At 66.2% G+C, this 17,322-nt stretch carries 14 protein-coding genes; 9 read left to right on the plus strand and 5 right to left on the minus strand.

Features of this window, described 5'->3' with window-relative positions; translation table 11 throughout:
• Window positions 1-91: 91 nt before the first annotated feature.
• The 6 genes from LGN19_RS24485 (at window position 92) to cyoD (ending at window position 7,409) form a co-directional block, all read left to right on the plus strand.
• Window positions 92-985 carry a LysR family transcriptional regulator gene (locus LGN19_RS24485; RefSeq protein ID WP_226217605.1) on the plus strand — a complete coding sequence of 298 codons (894 nt, stop codon included), beginning with the start codon at window positions 92-94 and terminating at the stop codon, window positions 983-985.
• A gap of 780 nt (window positions 986-1,765) precedes the next feature.
• A complete protein-coding gene (locus LGN19_RS24490) occupies window positions 1,766-3,295 on the plus strand; it encodes a complex I subunit 4 family protein (protein ID WP_226217607.1) in 1,530 nt (509 codons plus the stop codon).
• 275 nt (window positions 3,296-3,570) lie between these two features.
• A complete protein-coding gene (cyoA, locus tag LGN19_RS24495) occupies window positions 3,571-4,458 on the plus strand; it encodes a ubiquinol oxidase subunit II (protein WP_122945743.1) in 888 nt (295 codons plus the stop codon).
• A gap of 3 nt (window positions 4,459-4,461) precedes the next feature.
• Window positions 4,462-6,468, plus strand: coding sequence for a cytochrome o ubiquinol oxidase subunit I (gene cyoB, locus LGN19_RS24500; RefSeq protein ID WP_122945742.1), 2,007 nt, complete (start codon window positions 4,462-4,464; stop codon window positions 6,466-6,468).
• Window positions 6,468-7,076 (plus strand): cytochrome o ubiquinol oxidase subunit III, encoded by a 609-nt coding sequence (gene cyoC, locus LGN19_RS24505; RefSeq protein WP_034188894.1) that lies wholly within the window; start codon window positions 6,468-6,470, stop codon window positions 7,074-7,076. Before cyoB ends, cyoC begins: the two co-directional genes overlap by 1 nt.
• Window positions 7,077-7,409 (plus strand): cytochrome o ubiquinol oxidase subunit IV, encoded by a 333-nt coding sequence (cyoD, locus tag LGN19_RS24510; RefSeq protein ID WP_122945740.1) that lies wholly within the window; start codon window positions 7,077-7,079, stop codon window positions 7,407-7,409.
• A 108-nt stretch (window positions 7,410-7,517) separates the two neighbouring features.
• Here cyoD and LGN19_RS24515 read toward each other — a convergent pair whose 3' ends face one another.
• Complete coding sequence (locus tag LGN19_RS24515) at window positions 7,518-7,817, minus strand: DUF4148 domain-containing protein (RefSeq protein ID WP_122945739.1); 300 nt, start codon at window positions 7,815-7,817, stop codon at window positions 7,518-7,520.
• 216 nt (window positions 7,818-8,033) lie between these two features.
• Between LGN19_RS24515 and LGN19_RS24520 the strand changes: the two genes are divergently transcribed.
• From LGN19_RS24520 to LGN19_RS24530, 3 genes are read left to right on the plus strand one after another with little or no spacing between them, the layout of a single operon-like run.
• Entirely contained in the window at window positions 8,034-8,708 is a 675-nt protein-coding gene (locus LGN19_RS24520; protein ID WP_043189293.1) for a response regulator transcription factor, read from the plus strand.
• 11 nt (window positions 8,709-8,719) lie between these two features.
• On the plus strand, window positions 8,720-10,111 hold the full coding sequence (locus tag LGN19_RS24525) for a sensor histidine kinase (RefSeq protein ID WP_226217609.1): 1,392 nt from the start codon (window positions 8,720-8,722) through the stop codon (window positions 10,109-10,111).
• A gap of 19 nt (window positions 10,112-10,130) precedes the next feature.
• Entirely contained in the window at window positions 10,131-10,796 is a 666-nt protein-coding gene (locus LGN19_RS24530; RefSeq protein ID WP_226217610.1) for a response regulator transcription factor, read from the plus strand.
• Window positions 10,797-10,869: 73 nt separating this feature from the next.
• Here LGN19_RS24530 and LGN19_RS24535 read toward each other — a convergent pair whose 3' ends face one another.
• From LGN19_RS24535 to LGN19_RS24550, 4 genes are all read right to left on the minus strand, one after another.
• Window positions 10,870-11,127, minus strand: a complete 258-nt coding sequence (locus tag LGN19_RS24535) for a DUF4148 domain-containing protein (protein ID WP_226217612.1) — start codon at window positions 11,125-11,127, stop codon at window positions 10,870-10,872.
• Window positions 11,128-11,237: 110 nt separating this feature from the next.
• Complete coding sequence (locus LGN19_RS24540; protein ID WP_226217614.1) at window positions 11,238-12,653, minus strand: efflux transporter outer membrane subunit; 1,416 nt, start codon at window positions 12,651-12,653, stop codon at window positions 11,238-11,240.
• Window positions 12,646-13,821: an efflux RND transporter periplasmic adaptor subunit gene (locus LGN19_RS24545; protein WP_226217616.1), complete on the minus strand. Its 1,176-nt coding sequence runs from the start codon at window positions 13,819-13,821 to the stop codon at window positions 12,646-12,648. Before LGN19_RS24545 ends, LGN19_RS24540 begins: the two co-directional genes overlap by 8 nt.
• The gene (locus tag LGN19_RS24550; protein WP_226217618.1) at window positions 13,811-17,029 is read right to left on the minus strand and encodes an efflux RND transporter permease subunit; all 3,219 of its coding nucleotides are present in this window, start codon (window positions 17,027-17,029) and stop codon (window positions 13,811-13,813) included. The genes LGN19_RS24545 and LGN19_RS24550 overlap by 11 nt, the downstream gene beginning before the upstream one ends.
• Window positions 17,030-17,322 lie beyond the last annotated feature (293 nt).

Below are 17,322 nucleotides of genomic sequence, written 5' to 3' on the forward strand. Positions count from 1 at the left end.
TTCGATCAGTGAGGGTTCGACTATAAAGATGAACCCATGTCACGATAAGACCTTAGAATTCAGACTTATTGTGAGTTGAGGGAATGGTAGAGTGGATCCATTTACCGATATCAGTACCTTTGTCCGCGCTGCCGAGGCCGGCAATTTCACGCGTGCGGCTCGGTTGCTTCAGCTTAGCCCCTCAGCCGTGAGCAAGGCGGTAGCACGCCTGGAAGCTGAACTGGGCGTTCGGCTGTTTCACCGTTCGCCGCGGCAGATCACCTTGACCGGGGATGGCGAGGTGTTCTTCGCAGTCTGCCGCCAGGGAATGACGGACATCGAGGACGCTCGCAGCAGGCTGGCGGGTGCGTCGCAACCATGGCGGGGCAAGTTGCGGCTCTGCGTCCCGGTGAGTTTCGGTCAATATGTGCTGGCGCCTGCGCTCGGTGAATGGCTGAGCGCACATCCCGGGCTGGATATCGAACTGGCCCTGACGGATCGTCACGTCGACATGACGGCCGAGCGTTTCGACCTGGCCGTGATGTTGGGAGAAGTGCCTGACTCCCGGCTGGTGGCCCGCCCGTTGCCGGCTCATCGCTTTGTGACGGTCGCTTCGCCGGCATACCTGCAGTCGCAGGGCGTGCCCAAGACGCCGGACGACCTGGTCGACCATACCTGTCTGCGTTATGTGATGGTCAACAGCGGACAATTCCGAGACTGGATGTTTGTCCGTGGCGGGGATCAGTACAGCCATTTCCCCGTGGGGCCGTTGGCCAGCGACCATGCGTCAGCGCTCCTGGCGCTGTCGGAAGCCGGGGGCGGTATCTTGCAAGCTCCGCATTATGTCGTGGCGCCGTCGTTGGCCGCGGGGCGACTTGTTCCTGTCCTGGACGACTTCAAGAGCATCGGCGCCCCTTTGTCGGTGGTCTATGAGAAAGCTCGCCAAGCCTCCGCGCGCACCAGGCTTGCCGCCGACTTCTTGTTGGCGCTTGGCGACCGGCTGTAAGGCTGATACGGGATTCAAAGTCATCGCGCAGCTGGTCGCGATGGCGCAGGACGCATTGCTGCTCGTGCTCGAACCGTTCTCTGTCGTACTCGACCCGCACGCACTGCAGGGTGTCGCGCATGGTGACGCGAGGCGATCGTCACGGCGCCGGCGTCGAAGTCGGATCTGCCCGCCGCAAACTACATGATCGACGAGCGCAACATCGTCGATGCGATGACGCTCGCATCGTCCATTTTCCCGCGCTACACGACCACCATCGCACGGTGACGACTCGCATATGGGGCCGCTTGCGTCATCGATGATCGCAGTTGGGAAAGGGAGGGATGCGGGCGGAGCGACCATTCTCTCGACCTGCATCGTGTAAGGCGAAATGAAATAAAAATGAAAGTATTAATGTAAGGATTCGGCGCCGCATGCTTGCCATCCTGCCGGGCATCAATTAGCTCGTTTCGACCCTCCGAAAAGGCTCGTCGACGTCAAAAATGCGGCAGTGCGTCGTTTTTCCCGATCGCCATCGTCGGGCAATACAAAAAATTACTCATAAAAATCAGTGATATAGGCGATCTCTAAAAATCGATGCTCTGCTGCGCTGCAGAAAATAATCAATCGCCTTATGCTGGTTAACCCGATCGCGTTTGAGCGGCGTCAAGTTTTCCGATGATGTCGCTTTACATTTTGCCAACACTGGCGATTCACGAAATCTATCTGTCGATTTGATTTCGTTCCTTTCGTCTCGCCTGTCCCCGATGCAGTGCGCGACTTCATCAAGGCCTAGTTGACATGCATGATTTCCCCTTCCTGAGCCTGGCCATCTGGGCTCCGATCCTGTTCGGCGCGTGCCTGCTGCGCGCCGGTTCCGACCAACATCTACGTCGAACGCGACTGATCGCGCTCGTCGGCGCGCTGGTGGGGCTGGCGGCGGTCGTTCCGCTGGTCGCCGGTTTCGATGCGCACTCGGCTGCGATGCAATTCGTCGAAAGCCGCAACTGGCTGGCGGCATTCAATTCCGGATGGCGGGTCGGTATCGACGGCGCGTCGCTGTGGCTCGTCGTGCTGACCGCGTTCACGACGCTCGTCGTGGTGGTGGCGACGTGGGAGTCGGTCACGGTGCGTGTCGCGCAGTACTACGCGTCGTTCCTGATCCTGTCGGGGCTGATGGTCGGTGTGTTCGTCGCACAGGACGGGCTGCTGTTCTTCATCTTCTTCGAGGCCACGCTGATCCCGCTGTACCTGCTGATCGGTACGTGGGGGCGGGAGCGTCGCGTGTACGCGGCCGTGAAGTTCTTCTTCATCTCGTTCGCCGGCTCGCTGTTGCTGCTGATGGCGATGCTGTACCTGTACGCGCAGTCGCATACGTTCGACATGGCCGTGTGGCGCACGCTGCAGCTCGGCTTCGCACCGCAGTTGCTGGTGTTCCTCGGCTTCTTTGCCGCATTCGCGGTCAAGGTGCCGATGTGGCCGGTCCACACGTGGCTGAGCGACGTCTACACCGACGGCCCGACCGGCGCCGCGCTGATGCTCGCGATGCTCAAGCTCGGCGGCTACGGATTCCTGCGCTTCGCGCTGCCGGTCACGCCCGATGCGAGCCACTTCTTCGCGCCGGCCGTGATCGCGCTGTCGCTGTTCGCGATCGTCTATGCCAGCCTGATCGCGCTCGCGCAGACCGATCTCGGCAAGCTGCTCGCGTATTCGACGGTCGCGCACATGGGGATCGTGACGCTCGGGCTGTTCCTGTTCAACCGGATCGGTGTCGAAGGCGCCATCGTGCAGCTCGTGTCGTACGGCTTCGTCGCGGGTGCGATGCTGTTGTGCGTGAACGTGCTCGTCGATCGCACGAAGCAGCGCGAGATCGCCGCGTACGGCGGTGTGGCGGGCGTGATGCCGCGATTCGCGACCTTCACGGTGCTGTTCGCGATGGCCAACGTCGGCCTGCCGGGTACGTCGGGGTTCGTCGGCGAGTTCATGGTCATCATGGGCGCGATCCGCTTCAACTTCTGGATCGGCGCCATCGCGGCGCTGACGCTGATCCTCAGCGCGTCGTACACGCTGTGGTTGCTCAAGCGCGTGGTGTTCGGCAAGGTCGCGAGCCAGCGGATCGCGAAGCTCGCCGACCTGAACCGTCGCGAGATCGTGATGTTCGCGTCGCTCGCACTGGTCGTGCTGGTGGTCGGCATCGATCCGAAGCCGTTCACCGACGCGATCGATCCGACTGTCGGCAGGCTGATCGAAGACGCGAGCCATTCGAAGCTGCCGACCGGGGACGGCCCTGCGCAGCCGCAGCCGTCGTACATGGCGTCGACGCGCGGCTGAGCGCGGCACGTCGCGCGAGCGGGGCGCATCGCACGGCGGTGCGGTCGTTGCACACACATCGATTCGATCGCGGTCCGGCGCAGGCAGCGCCGGGCCCGCTTTCGGCTGCGTGAAATTGCCCCGCGACAATCTGTCTCACGGCAGATTCTGCAATGATGATTTTCCGCATTAGCTGGTTTTTCATCGCACTCGCGCGACGTATGATTCGGCCACTTTCGTGGATCGAATGCGCATCGGGCATACGCAAACGGATTCAATGACCCTCGGGCTGTGTGATGAAAAGAAAAGCTTCAAAAGGCTGGGTGGCGCTGATGTCGATCGGCGCGGCTTTGAGCCTGTCAGGCTGTAATTTAGATGTACTAAATCCGAAAGGAAGCGTGGGCGCTGCCGAAAAGGCGCTGATCGCGACGTCCACCTGGGCGATGCTGATCGTCGTCGTGCCGGTGATCCTGCTCACGCTGTGGTTCGCGTGGCGTTACCGCGCATCGAACCGCAACGCCACCTACGCGCCGAACTGGTCGCACTCGACCGCGATCGAGGTCGTGATCTGGACGGTGCCGACGCTGATCATCCTGTTCCTCGCCGTGCTCACGTGGAAGACCACGCACGAGCTCGACCCGTACAAGCCGCTCGAGTCGTCGGTGAAGCCGATCGACGTCGAGGTCGTCGCGCTCGACTGGAAGTGGCTGTTCATCTATCCGGAACTCGGCATCGCGTCGGTGAACCAGCTTGCGATTCCGGTCGGCACGCCGGTGAACTTCCGCATCACGTCGGATTCGGTGATGAACTCGTTCTTCATTCCGCAGCTCGGTGGCCAGGTCTACGCGATGGCCGGCATGCAGACGCGCCTGCACCTGATCGCCGACGAGCCCGGCAACTACGCGGGCACGTCCGCCAACTTCAGCGGCCGCGGCTTCTCCGACATGAAGTTCCGCACGCTCGCCGAGCCGCGCGAACAGTTCGATGCATGGGTGCAGAAGGTGAAGGCGTCGCCGGACCGGCTCGACGCGACCGTGTACGGCACCGTCGCGCAACCGAGCGAGAAGGCGCCCGTGCGCTACTTCTCGTCGGTCGATCCGCGACTCTTCCACAACATCATCGCGAAATACAACGATGGCCACGTCCTTGACCTGAAGGACGCCGCCTGCGGCACGAAGGGGTAACGCATGTTCGGCAAACTCACACTCTCGGCGATCCCGTTCGATCAGCCCATCATCATGGGGGCCGGTGTCTTCATGGGGCTGGTCGTGCTGGGCATTCTCGCCGCGCTGACGATCACCGGCCGGTGGAAATGGCTGTGGACGGAATGGCTGACCACGGTCGACCACAAGAGACTCGGCGTGATGTACATCATCGTCGCGCTGATCATGCTGCTGCGCGGCTTCGCCGACGCGATCATGATGCGCATGCAGCTCGCGCTCGCGTACAACGGGCCCGGCTACCTGCCGCCGCACCACTATGACCAGGTCTTCACGGCTCACGGCGTGATCATGATCTTCTTCATGGCAATGGTGTTCATGGTCGGCCTGATGAACCTGATCGTGCCGCTGCAGATCGGTGCGCGCGACGTGGCATTTCCGTTCATCAACTCGCTCTCGTTCTGGATGACGGCCGTGAGCGCGATCCTGATCAACGTTTCGCTCGTGATCGGTGAATTCGCACAGACCGGCTGGCTCGCGTATCCGCCGCTGTCGGAGCTGCAGTTCAGTCCGGGGGTAGGGGTCGACTACTACCTGTGGGCGCTGCAGATCTCGGGCGTCGGCACGCTGCTGACCGGCGTGAACTTCTTCGTGACGATCATCAAGATGCGCGCGCCGGGCATGACGCTGATGAAGATGCCGGTGTTCACGTGGACCGCGCTCTGCACGAACGTGCTGATCATGGCGTCGTTCCCGATCCTGACCGCGACGCTCGCGCTGCTCGGCCTCGACCGTTACCTCGGCATGCACTTCTTCACGAACGAAGCCGGCGGCAACGCGATGCTGTACCTGAACCTGATCTGGGCATGGGGTCACCCTGAGGTGTACATCCTGATCCTGCCGGCGTTCGGGATCTTCTCGGAAGTCATCGCGACCTTCGCGAAGAAGCCGCTGTTCGGCTACAAGACGATGGTGTATGCGACCTGCGCGATCATGGTGCTGTCGTTCCTCGTGTGGCTGCACCACTTCTTCACGATGGGCTCGGGTGCGAACGTGAATGCGTTCTTCGGGATCATGACGATGATCATCGCGATCCCGACCGGCGTGAAGGTGTTCAACTGGCTGTTCACGATGTATCGCGGCCGGATCGAATTCACGACGCCCGTGCTGTGGACGATCGGCTTCATGGTCACGTTCACGCTCGGTGGCATGACCGGCGTGATGATGGCGATTCCGGGTGCGGACTTCGTGCTGCACAACAGCCTGTTCCTGATCGCGCACTTCCACAACGTGATCATCGGCGGCGTGCTGTTCGGCTATCTCGCGGGCTTCAACTACTGGTTCCCGAAGGCGTTCGGCTTCAAGCTGAACGAGAAGCTCGGCAAGGCGGCATTCTGGTTTTGGCAGATCGGTTTCTACGTTGCGTTCGTGCCGCTTTACGTGCTCGGCTTCATGGGCATGACGCGCCGGATCAACCACTACGACAACCCGGCCTGGCATCCGTGGCTGCTGGTCGCCGCATTCGGCGCCGTGCTGATCGCGATCGGCATTGCGTGCCAGCTGCTGCAACTGGTGGTCAGCATCCGTAACCGCAACCTGCCCGAGTACCGCGATACCACCGGCGATCCGTGGGGCGGCCGCACGCTGGAGTGGGCGACCTCGTCGCCGCCGGCCGACTACAACTTCGCGGTGATCCCGCAGGTGCGCACGCTCGACGCGTATGCGGACATGAAGGCACGCGGCGAAGGCCGGCCGAACCCGGCATCGATTCGCGACATTCACATGCCGTCGAATACCTGCGCGGGCCTCGTGATCGCGATCTTCAGCCTGGTGCTCGGCTTCGCGCTGGTGTGGCACATCTGGTGGATGGCGATCGGCGGGCTGGTCGGCATCATCGCGACGCTCGTGATCTACAGCTCGCGCGATAACGACGGCTATTACATCCCCGCGTCGACGGTGCGGAAGATCGAAGACAAGCAGCCGACGAAGCGCGTGGCTGCGCGCGTCGACGACGTGGAACTGGAGGCCAACTGATGTTGCAGAAAACCTTGAGCGCAACCCTGCTCGAGCACGACGACCATCCGCCGTCGCACTCGGTGTTCGGGTTCTGGCTGTACCTGATGACCGACTGTGTGATCTTCGCGGCGCTGTTCGCGACGTTCGCGGTGCTCGGCCACCAGTATGCGGGCGGGCAGACCGCGAAAGAACTGTTCGACATTCCGGGCGTCGCGGTGGAAACCGCCGCGCTGCTGCTGTCGAGCATCACCTACGGTTTCGCGATGCTCGCCGCCTACAAGCAGCGGCGCGGCGCGTTGCTCGCGTGGCTCGCGGTGACGTTCGTGCTCGGCGCGGCATTTCTCGCGATGGAGCTGCGCGAGTTCTCGCACCTGATCGCGGAAGGCGCGGGCCCGCAACGCAGCGCGTTCCTGTCGGCGTTCTTCACGCTGGTCGGCACGCACGGGCTGCACGTGACGGCCGGCCTGCTGTGGATGATCGTGCTCGCCGGGCAGATCGTGTTCCGCGGCGGCGACCTGACCGATCGCGACCTGCGACGGCTGACGTGCCTGAGCCTCTTCTGGCACTTTCTCGACATCGTGTGGATCTGCGTGTTTTCCTTTGTCTATCTCGCGAGCGTGATCTAAATGGCCCATTCGCATTCGTCTCAACTCGAAGAAGGGCACGGCAGTGTCGGCGGCTACTTCGCCGGCTTCATCCTGTCGGTGCTGCTTACGGCCGCGTCGTTCGGCCTCGTGATGGGCGGCGTGCTGTCGCCGCACGCGTCGCTGATCGCGCTTGCGGTGCTCGCGTTCGTGCAGATCGTCGTGCACCTCGTGTACTTCCTGCACATGAACGGCTCGTCGGGCCAGCGCTGGAACGTGATGGCGTTCAGCTACACGGTGCTGACCGCGGCGATCCTGATCGTCGGCACGCTGTGGGTGATGCACAACGTCAGCATGAACATGATGTCGCGCTGAGCGGCATCGCGGCGCAGCGGTCGATATCCATGCGCTTTCATGAACGAAAGGCGGCACGCGAGTGCCGCCTTTTTGTTTTTCCCGGCCGGGTTGCGCCGGGCAGCGGGGTCAGTGCCGGGTGCCCGCATCGGCCGTCAGCGCATGCGTGCAGTCCGAACGGTACTCGGCAGCGAGACGATGCTTCGCGCCGTCGAGATCGTCGGGGTAGTAGGGGCTCGCGTGCGCGGGATCGTAGCCGACCTGTTCGAGTTCGGTCAGCTCGCGCACGAGGTCCGCACGCGTGACGTCGTGGCCGGTGTGGACGAACGGGTAGGCGTTGCATTCCTGCGGCGTCAGGTGAGGGGCCGCGAACGCGGCGGTGCTGGCGCATGCGAGCAGCATGCAGGCGACGGTAGTCGACAGTTTCATCCGGTAGCTCCTGGTTTCGCGGCCCGATGCCGCATGACGTCAGCGTAGGCGGCGCGCACGGCGGGGCGGGCGACGCACGGATGAAACATCTTTTACCCGTGCGCCGAGAAGCTGGATGAAGCAATTTTCATGTAACGCCGGACGGCGACCGGGTCGTCTACGATAGTCGCGGGCGCATTGCGTGCGCCCGTCATGACGTTCATTGCGAGGGCAACCATGCGAGTACTGACGGTCGAGGATGATGCGGTAACCGCGAACGAAATCGTCGGCGAACTGACCGCGCGCGGGTTCGAGGTCGAGTGGATCGACAACGGCCGTGAAGGCATGCTGCGCGCGATGAGCGCATCGTACGACGCGATCACGCTCGACCGGATGCTGCCGGGCGCGGACGGCCTCGCGATCCTGACCGCGATGCGCACGGTCGGCATCGATACGCCGGTGCTGATGCTGAGCGCGCTCGGCGATGTCGACGAGCGCATCCGCGGGTTGCGCGCGGGCGGCGACGATTACCTGACGAAGCCGTTCGATTCCGGCGAGCTGAGCGCCCGCATCGAGGTGCTGCTGCGTCGCCGGCAGGCGTCGGGCGTGCCGCAGCAGACGCTGTTGAAGGTCGGCGCGCTCGAGCTCGACCTCATTTCGCGCTGCGCGCGTCGCGGGGCCGACGAGATTCCGCTGTTGCCGACCGAATTCCGCGTGCTCGAATTCATGATGCGCAATGCGGGCCAGACGATCACGCGCACGATGCTGTTCGAAACCGTGTGGGGCTATCACTTCGATCCCGGCACCAACCTGATCGACGTCCACATGGGCCGGTTGCGCAAGAAGATCGATCCGCCCGGCGCGAACCCGATGATCCAGACGGTGCGCGGCTCGGGCTACATGCTCGCGTGACGGAGGCGAGGATGGATGCGGCTCGCGCGGCGAATTTCACGCGCCGCTGGCACACGACGACGTTTCGCTGGCTGTGCGCGTATGCGGCGATTTTCTCGGTTTCGCTGCTGCTGCTCGCGGGCGTGATCAGCGTGGCCGCGACGCACACGATGACGCGCGACACCGACGAGGTGCTCGCGTGGCAACTGATCTATTTCGATTCGATTCCCGATGCCGAGCTGCCGCTCGCGATCCACCGGCGGCTCGAGCACGAGCACATGCATACCAGTTTCTACGGGCTGTTCGACGCGAACGGGCGCCGCGTGGCCGGTGACATCGCGACACTGCCCGCGCTGCGCACGGATCGCGACGGACGCACGCTGAACCGCACGCTTGCTCCGCTCGACGGCCAGCCCGCGCCGATCACGCGCGCGATGGCCGTGCGCCGCGACAACGGGATGACGCTGGTGGTCGCGCGCGACCTGTCGCATTTCATCCAGATCCGCGATGTCGCGATCCGCGGGCTCGTGATCGGCGGCGTGATGATCCTGATCGCGGGTATCGCGGGGGGCAGCATGCTCGGCATGCGGCAGATGCGCCGCGTCGCCGCGATCCGGCGCGTCACGCGACAGATCGCCGAGGGCGATCTCGGCAAGCGGCTGCCGGTCGGACGCCACGACGAACTCGACCTGCTCGCGCATCTCGTGAACCACATGCTCGACGAAGTCGAGCGGCTGATGGGGGAGGTGCGGCATACCTGCGACGGGATCGCGCACGATCTGCGCACGCCGCTCGCTCGCGTGCACACGATGCTGGCCCGGCTCGCCGAGCAGCCGTTTTGCGCGGACGACCCGGCGTCGTCGGCACTGCTCGCGTCGGCGCGCGACGAGACCGACCGGTTGCTCGAGCGCTTTCGCGCGATGCTGCGCATCTCCGAGATCGGCACGCTGAGCCGGCGTGGCGGCTTCGCTGCAGTCGACGTCACGGCGTTGTTGCGCGACGTCTGCGAGCTCTACGAACCGCTGGCCGAAGCCGTCGACGTGTCGTTCGAACTCGACGCGATACCGGTCGACCGCATTCATGGCGATCGCGCGCTGCTGTTCGAGGCGTTCAGCAATCTGGCGGACAACGCGATCAAGTTCACGCCACCGGGCGGCCGCGTGCGTGTCGCGCTCCATGCGACACCGAGCGGGCCGCTCGTGCGGTTCGAAGACACCGGGCCCGGCATCCCGCCCGGCGAACGCGACGCGGTGCTCGAGCGCTTCTATCGTGGCGAGCGCACGCGCCATGTGAGCGGCTCGGGGCTGGGACTGAGCATCGTCTCGGCGGTGACGCGCGTGCACGGCTTCGAGTTGCGGATCGGCGATACGCCACTGGCCGGGGCGGCGATCACGGTCGAGTGCTGGCCGCGCTCGCTCGCATGACGGCGTCGGGGAACCGTCGATGCGCATCCTGCTGATTTCCCCGCCGAACCTGGAAGCGGCGCGGCTCGACAAGGCATTTCGCGAGAGCACGCATGGCGTGGAGCGCGTCGACGGATGGCGCGACGGCTGCTTCGTGGCGACGCAGGAGCGGTTCGATGCCATCGTGATCGTTGTGCCCGACACGGCTGCCGGCCCGGCGATCCTCGATGCGCTGCCGCGACTCGTCGCATCGGCTGAAGGCGCGACGATTGCGACGATCGTTGCCGGCGCGACAGCCGCGCAGCGCGCGCAGATATTGCAGGCCGGCTGCGACGTGTGTCTTGCGCATCCGTGTTCGTTCGTGGAACTGCACGAGCGGTTGCGCGCGCTGTGGCGCCGCACGGGCGTCATCGCGATGCGCGAGTCGATCCGGCTCGACGCGGCCACGCGCGCGCTCGAAGAGCGTGGCCGGCGGCTGGCGCTCAGCACACGGGAATTCCGTCTCGTTGAGTGCCTGCTGCGCGAAGCGGGGCGGCCGGTCGGGCGCGATGCCGTGCTTCGTTATGCGTGGGGCGATGCCGATGTCGAACCCGAGACGGTCAACGCGCTGGTCGTGCGGTTGCGGCGCAAGCTGGCCGCGCACGCGTTTTCCGCGCGCATCGAAACGATTGCGCGATTCGGGTTCAGGTTCGACGCGGGCGGATGACGACGCGGTATCGCGTCGCGCTTGAGGATGGCACGTATGCCGCGCGTCGCGCGGCAGGTTCGATTGCGGGTGGTCAGTGCGAATAGAGTTCGCGGTTGAGCTGCGCGAGCTGGCCGTCGCGTTCGGCGCGGACGAGCTGGCGATAGACTTGCGCGCGTGTCAGCGGCGTTGCCGGCCGTGCGTTCCATGCCGGTTGCGACGACAACGGTGCGGTTGTGGTCGCGGCGAACGTCTGCGGCGCAGCCGCGGTGTCGGGCTGCGTTGCGCTGGCCCGGCCGGGCAGCGCGACGCAGAGGGCGGAAAGGGCGGTGGCGAATATCAAGGTCTTCATGGCGTGATCCTTATCGAAGGTCGGAGGCCGGTGTCGCGGATGCGATGCCGGCCTGAAACACGTTATCGGGTGCGCCCGTACGGGCGCCCGGCGTGCCGATGAAGAAACGTTCATGAACGTGCGTCGTGCCAGCCGCCGCCGAGCGCGCGCACGAGCCCGACGGATGCCTGCAGGCGTCGGGCGTCGACGTCGAGCGATGCGATCTGCGTATCGAGTTCGGTCGTCTGCGCGGTGACCACGTCGAGATAGCTGACCGCGCCGTCGCGATAGCGCGACATCGCCAGCGCAAGCGAATGCCGCGACGCGACGAGCGCCGCGTCATCCTGGTCCGATTCGTCGCCGAGGCGGTGCAACTGTGCAAGATCATCCTCGACTTCGCGGAACGCCTGCAGCACGACGGCGCGATAGCGTGCGCCCTGTTCGTCGAACTGCGCACGCGCGTGGCGTACGCCGGCGGCACGCCGTCCGCCGTCGAACAGCGTCATCGCGAGACGCGGTCCGATCGACCAGATCTCGTTTGGCGCAGCGAGCCACGGCGAAAACGTATCGCTCTGGAACCCGGCGTCGAGGCCGAGCGACAGGTCGGGAAAGTAGGCGGCGCGCGCGACGCCGATCCGCGCGTTCGCGGCCGCGACACGGCGTTCGGCGGCGGCGACGTCCGGCCGGCGTTCGAGCAGCGTCGATGCGAGCCCGGTCGGAATCGACGGCACGCCCGGCAGCGCAGCAACGGGCGGCAGCGAGAACGTCGACGCGGATTCTCCGACGAGTGCCGCGATCGCATGCTCGTCGAGCGCGCGACGGGCCGCGATGTCGGACGCGCGCGCTTGGGCGAGCGCGAGTTGCGTTTGCGCACGCGATACGTCGAGCCCCGATGCGAGGCCGCCGCGATGGCGACTGACCGTCAGTTGCCACGCACGGCGGTACGTGTCGATCGTTTGCGCGAGCGTGTCCGCTTCGCGGTCGAGTCCCGCGAGGTCGAAGTAGGTGCTGGCGACGCCGGCCTGCAGGCTGAGCCGGGCCGACGCGAGGTCGTCGTCGGCTGCCTGCGCGTTGTCTCGGCCGGCCGCGACCGCGTTGCGGACCTTGCCCCACAGATCGACGTCGTAGCCGAATCCCGCTTCGAGCGTGTTCGACTCATAGGTGTCGGGCTGGCCGCTGCCGCGCAGCGGGCGGCGCGCGGACTGACGGTCGCGGTCGGTCTCGGCGTCGATACCCACGGTCGGCAGCAATGCCGCATGCGCCTCGTCGAACAGCGCGGCGGCTTCGTCGTGTCGCGCGACGGCGGCGGCCAGGTCGGGATTCGCGCGCGCGACGAGCGGCTCGAGCCGGTCGAGCGTCGCGTCGCCGTACACGCGCCACCAGCCGTCACGCGGCAGGCGATCGGCCGGTGCGGCATCGACCCATGCCCCCGTTTCGCGAAACGCGGTCGGCACCGGAACGGCCGGCGCGCGATAGGTCGGCGCCAGCGAGCAACCGGCGAGCAGCGCGACGCTGCCCAGCCACACAGCGAGCAGACGGTCAGCCATGCGCACGCTCCGTCGTCGCGGTGCTGGCGATACGCACGGGGTCGCCGTCCGCGAGCGAATCGGGCGGATTGTCGATCACGCGGTCGCCGGCCGCGAGCCCCGACGCGATCTCGACGCGCGTGCCGAGATCGGTCGCGATCGATACGTTGCGCAGCCGCGCATGCCCGCTTGCATCGAGCACGGCGATTTGCAGACCGTCGTGGCGGAAGATCAGCGTGCTTGCCGGAATCGTCAGCGCATGCGCGGCGCCGGGCATCGCGATCCGCACCTGCGCGTATTCGCCCGGGAACAGCGTGCCCGCCGGGTTGGCGATCGAGAATTGCGCGAGCAGCGTGCCGGAAGCCGGGTCGATCGATTGTGCGGAATCGGCGAGCGTGGCGTCGAACGTCATGCCGGGGCGCTCGGGGACGGTCAGCGCGACACGCATGCCTGCGCGGATCGCGGCCGCGTCGTCTTGCGGGACGTGGACGTACAGCCGCAGCCGCCGCGCGTCCGAGACGGTGAAGAGTTCGGCGCCGGTGCCGCTACCCGCGTCGATCAGCGCGCCGACATCGGTCTTGCGGGCCGTCACGATGCCGTCGAACGGCGCGGTGAGCCGCTTGAACGATTCGAGCGCGTCGAGCCGTCGCACATTGGCGGTGCTCGCCGCGACGGCCGCGCGTTTCGCGTCGAGGTCGCTGCGCTTCTCGTCGGCCTCCTGCTGCGAGACGGAATCCTGCGCGAGCATCTCGGCCCAGCGGGCAGCCGTGACGGCCGCAAGCCGTTCGTTCGCGGTCGCGCTTTGGAGATCGGCGCGTGCCTGCTGCAACTGCTGGTCGAGATCGGGCGTGTCGATCGACGCGAGCAACTGGCCGGCCTTCACGTGCGCGCCGATGTCGGCGTACCACGCGTGCAGGTAGCCGGGCACGCGCGCGTAGATCGGCGCGTCGACGTACGCGTCGAGCCGACCGGGCAGCACCAGCGCGTCGGCCGCGGCCGGCTGCGGCGCCACCGTCGCGACGGTCGGGATCGCCTGTTGCACGGTCCACGCGGCCACCGCGTGCGCGTCATGCATGCGTGCGACGAGGCCGGCCGCCGCGACGGCGAGCGCGGCGACGGCGCCCGCGATCGCGAGCGGTTTCAGATAACGCGGCGTGCCAGGGGGGCGGACGTCGAATTCAGTGGACATGCTGTTCTCCCGGAGTGAGGGGCAGGGATTCGGAACGAGGCGCGCGATCGCGCCGGTGGACGAGGCTGAACACGACGGGCACGAACACCAGCGTCGCGACGGTCGCGCACAGCAGGCCGCCGATGACCGCGCGGCCGAGCGGCGCGTTCTGCTCCCCGCCGTCGCCGAGGCCGAGCGCCATCGGCGCCATGCCGATGATCATCGCGAGCGCGGTCATCATCACGGGCCGAAAGCGCGTGAAGCCGGCCTCGAGCGCGGCGACGGCCGCGTCGGCGGTATGCGCGAGCCGTTCGCGCGCGAAGGTCACGACGAGGATGCTGTTCGCGGTCGCGACCCCCATGCACAGGATGGCGCCCGTCAAGGCCGGCACCGACAGCGGCGTGCGCGTGACGAACAGCATCCAGACGATGCCGGCGAGCGCTGCGGGCAGGCCGCTCACGATCACGAATGCGTCGCGCCACGAATGGAAGTTGACGACGATCAGCAGGTAGATCAGCAGGACCGCGCCGGCGAGGCCCGCGAGCAGCCCGCCGAATGCGCTGTTCATCGTCTGTACCTGGCCGCGCACGGTCACGCGCGATCCCTTGGGCAAACCGGCGGCGCTCTCGCGCAGCTCGCGTGCGATGTCGGCGCTGACCGCGCCGAGATCGCGATCCTGCGTCGTCGCGAAGATGTCGTACAGCGGAGCAATGTCGTAGTGCGACACGACCGCGTCGGTCTGTCCGCGCACGATCGTCGCGAGACCGCCGAGCAGTTGGGGCGCGCCCGTGCGGCCCGTGACGGGCAGTGCGCGCAGGTCCGACAGCGACGTCATCCGGTACTGGGGTGTCTGCGCGACGATCGGATACGACACGCCGTTGTGTGGATCGAGCCAGTAGGTCGGCGCCACCTGGCTCGTGCCGGACAGGCTCGCCACCACGGCATTGGTGACATCCTGCTCGGTGATGCCGAGTTGCGCGGCACGCGTGCGGTCGACCGCAACCGTGAACTGCGGATAGGTCGACGCCTGCTGGACGCGCGCGTCGGCGACCCCGGGCACGCTGCGGATGCGCCGCAACAGCGCGGTGGCATAGGCGCGGTTGGCGGCACGGTCGGGGCCTGTCACCTGCACGTCGATCGGGGCGGGCGCGCCGAAGTTGAGGATCTGGCTCACGATGTCGGCAGGCAGGAACGAGAACGTCACGCCGGGAAACGTGCGCGGCAGCACCGTACGCAACTGCTTGACGTAGTCGGCCGTCGGCGCGTGGTCGCCCGTGAGCGACACGAGGATGTCGCCGTCCTGCGGGCCGATCGTGCCGCTGTTGCTGTACGTGAGGTTGATCCCGCTGTTCGGCAGCCCCATGTTGTCGACGATGCTCGCGACCGCGCGCGGCGGCACGACGCTGCGCACCGTCTGCTCGACGCGGTCGAACAGCGCGGCCGTTTCCTCGATGCGCGTGCCGATCGGTGCGCGCACGTGGATCGCGATTTCGCCCGCGTCGACCGACGGGAAGAAATTGCGGCCGAGCCACGGCACCAGCACGAACGAGACCGCGACCGCGGCCAGGAACAACGCGACGAAGCGTGCGCGATGGGCGAGTGCGAGGCCGAGCACGGCGCGGTAGCCGACGCGCAGCGCGGCGAAGCGGCGTTCGAACCCCTGCTGGAACGCGACGAGCGGATTGCGTGCGCGCGGCGGCGGGAACGGTGCACCGTGCGGCGTGAGCACGGCGGCCGGATGCGCGGCATGCGGTTTCAACAGGTAACGGGCCATCATCGGCACGAACGTGCGCGACAGCACGAACGACGCGATCATCGCGAAGATCACGGCTTCGGCCATCGGCACGAACAGGAAGCGGGCCACGCCATCGAGCAGCAGCATCGGCACGAACACGATGCAGATGCACAGCAGCGACACGAAGGCCGGCGCGACGATCTGCGACGCGCCGTCGAGGATCGCCTCGCGCACGTCCTTGCCCTGTTCGAGGTGCCAGTTGATGTTCTCGATCGTGACGGTGGCATCGTCGACGAGAATGCCGACCGCGAGCGCGAGTCCGCCGAGCGTCATCACGTTGAGCGTCTCGCCCGCGGCCGCGAGCGCCGCGATCGCGGCCAGCACCGCGAGCGGAATGGAGGCGGCGATGATCAGCGTCGAGCGCCAGCTGCCGAGGAACAGCAGGATCATCGCGGACGTGAGCGCGGCGGCGATCAGGCCTTCGCGTGCCACGCCGCTCACGGCGCCCTTGACGAACACGGACTGGTCGCCCATCACGACGAGCCTGAGCGACGGCGGCAGGGTCGCCTCGATGCGCGGCAACTGCGCCTTGACGCCCGAGATGATGTCGAGCGTCGACGCCGAGCCGCTTTTCAGCACGCTCATCAGCACCGCGCGACGGCCGTCGACGCGCACGATGTTGCCCTGCGGCGGATAACCGTCGCGCACGTGCGCGACGTCGCGCATGAAGATCACCGCGCCGTTCACGGACCGGATCGGCAACGCGTTGAGCTGGTCGATGGTCAGCGGGCTGTCGTTGAGCCGGATGTTGTATTCGAAGCCGCCGATCTTCTGCGTGCCGGCCGGGATGATCTGGTTCTGCTGCGCCAGCGCGGTCGCGACATCCTGCGCGGACAGCCCCTTGGCCTGCAGCGCCTGCGGATCGAGATCGATCTGCACCTGGCGCACCTTGCCGCCGTACGGCGACGGGATCGCGACACCCGCGACGGACAGCAGCTGAGGCCGGATCACGTTGGTCGCGTAGTCGCCGAGCTGCTGCTCGTTCAGTGTGTCGCTCGTCAGCGCCAACTGCAGCACGGGCACGGTCGATGCGTTGTAGTTGAGGATCTGCGGTGGCGTGGTGCCCGGCGGCATCTGCTTGAGCACGGTCTGCGAGATCGACGTGACCTGCGCGGTCGCGGTGCGGATGTCGACGGTCGGCTGGAAGAAGATCTTGACGATCCCAAAGCTGCGGAACGACTGCGATTCGATGTGCGCAACGTCGTTGACCGTCGTGCCGAGCGTGCGCTCGTAGTAGGTGACGATGCGCCCGGCCATGTCGGCCGGCTGCAGGCCCGAGTAATTCCACACGACGCTGATGACCGGAATCCGGATGTCGGGGAAGATGTCGGTCGGCGTGCGCAGCGCCGCGAGCGGCCCCGCGATCAGGATCAGCAGCGCGAGGACGATGAACGTGTAGGGGCGCGCGAGCGCCAGTCGGACGAGTTTCAGCATCGGCGAGGTCTCCGCCGGCGCGGGGCGCCGGCCTGTCAGCGAAGTGCCGAAGCGCGGCGGGAGCCCGATTCGGCTCGCGCAGTGTGCGTGGCGCCGCTTAACGCGGGGCGCGGGCCAGGATGAAAGATGTTTTAGGAAACGGGCGCGAGGGGGGCGGGCGGCCGTTGATTGTTACAAGACGTTAGCGCGGGCTTCCCGTTGCGATGCCGCGCATCAGTTCTTACAAAGTGGAAATATGCGGAAACGGCGCTTGCCGTTATAGTCGAATCACACATGAAACAACCAGAAGAGGA

Origin of the sequence: Burkholderia sp. AU30198, from assembly GCF_020419825.1 — a bacterium.
Lineage (GTDB): Bacteria > Pseudomonadota > Gammaproteobacteria > Burkholderiales > Burkholderiaceae > Burkholderia.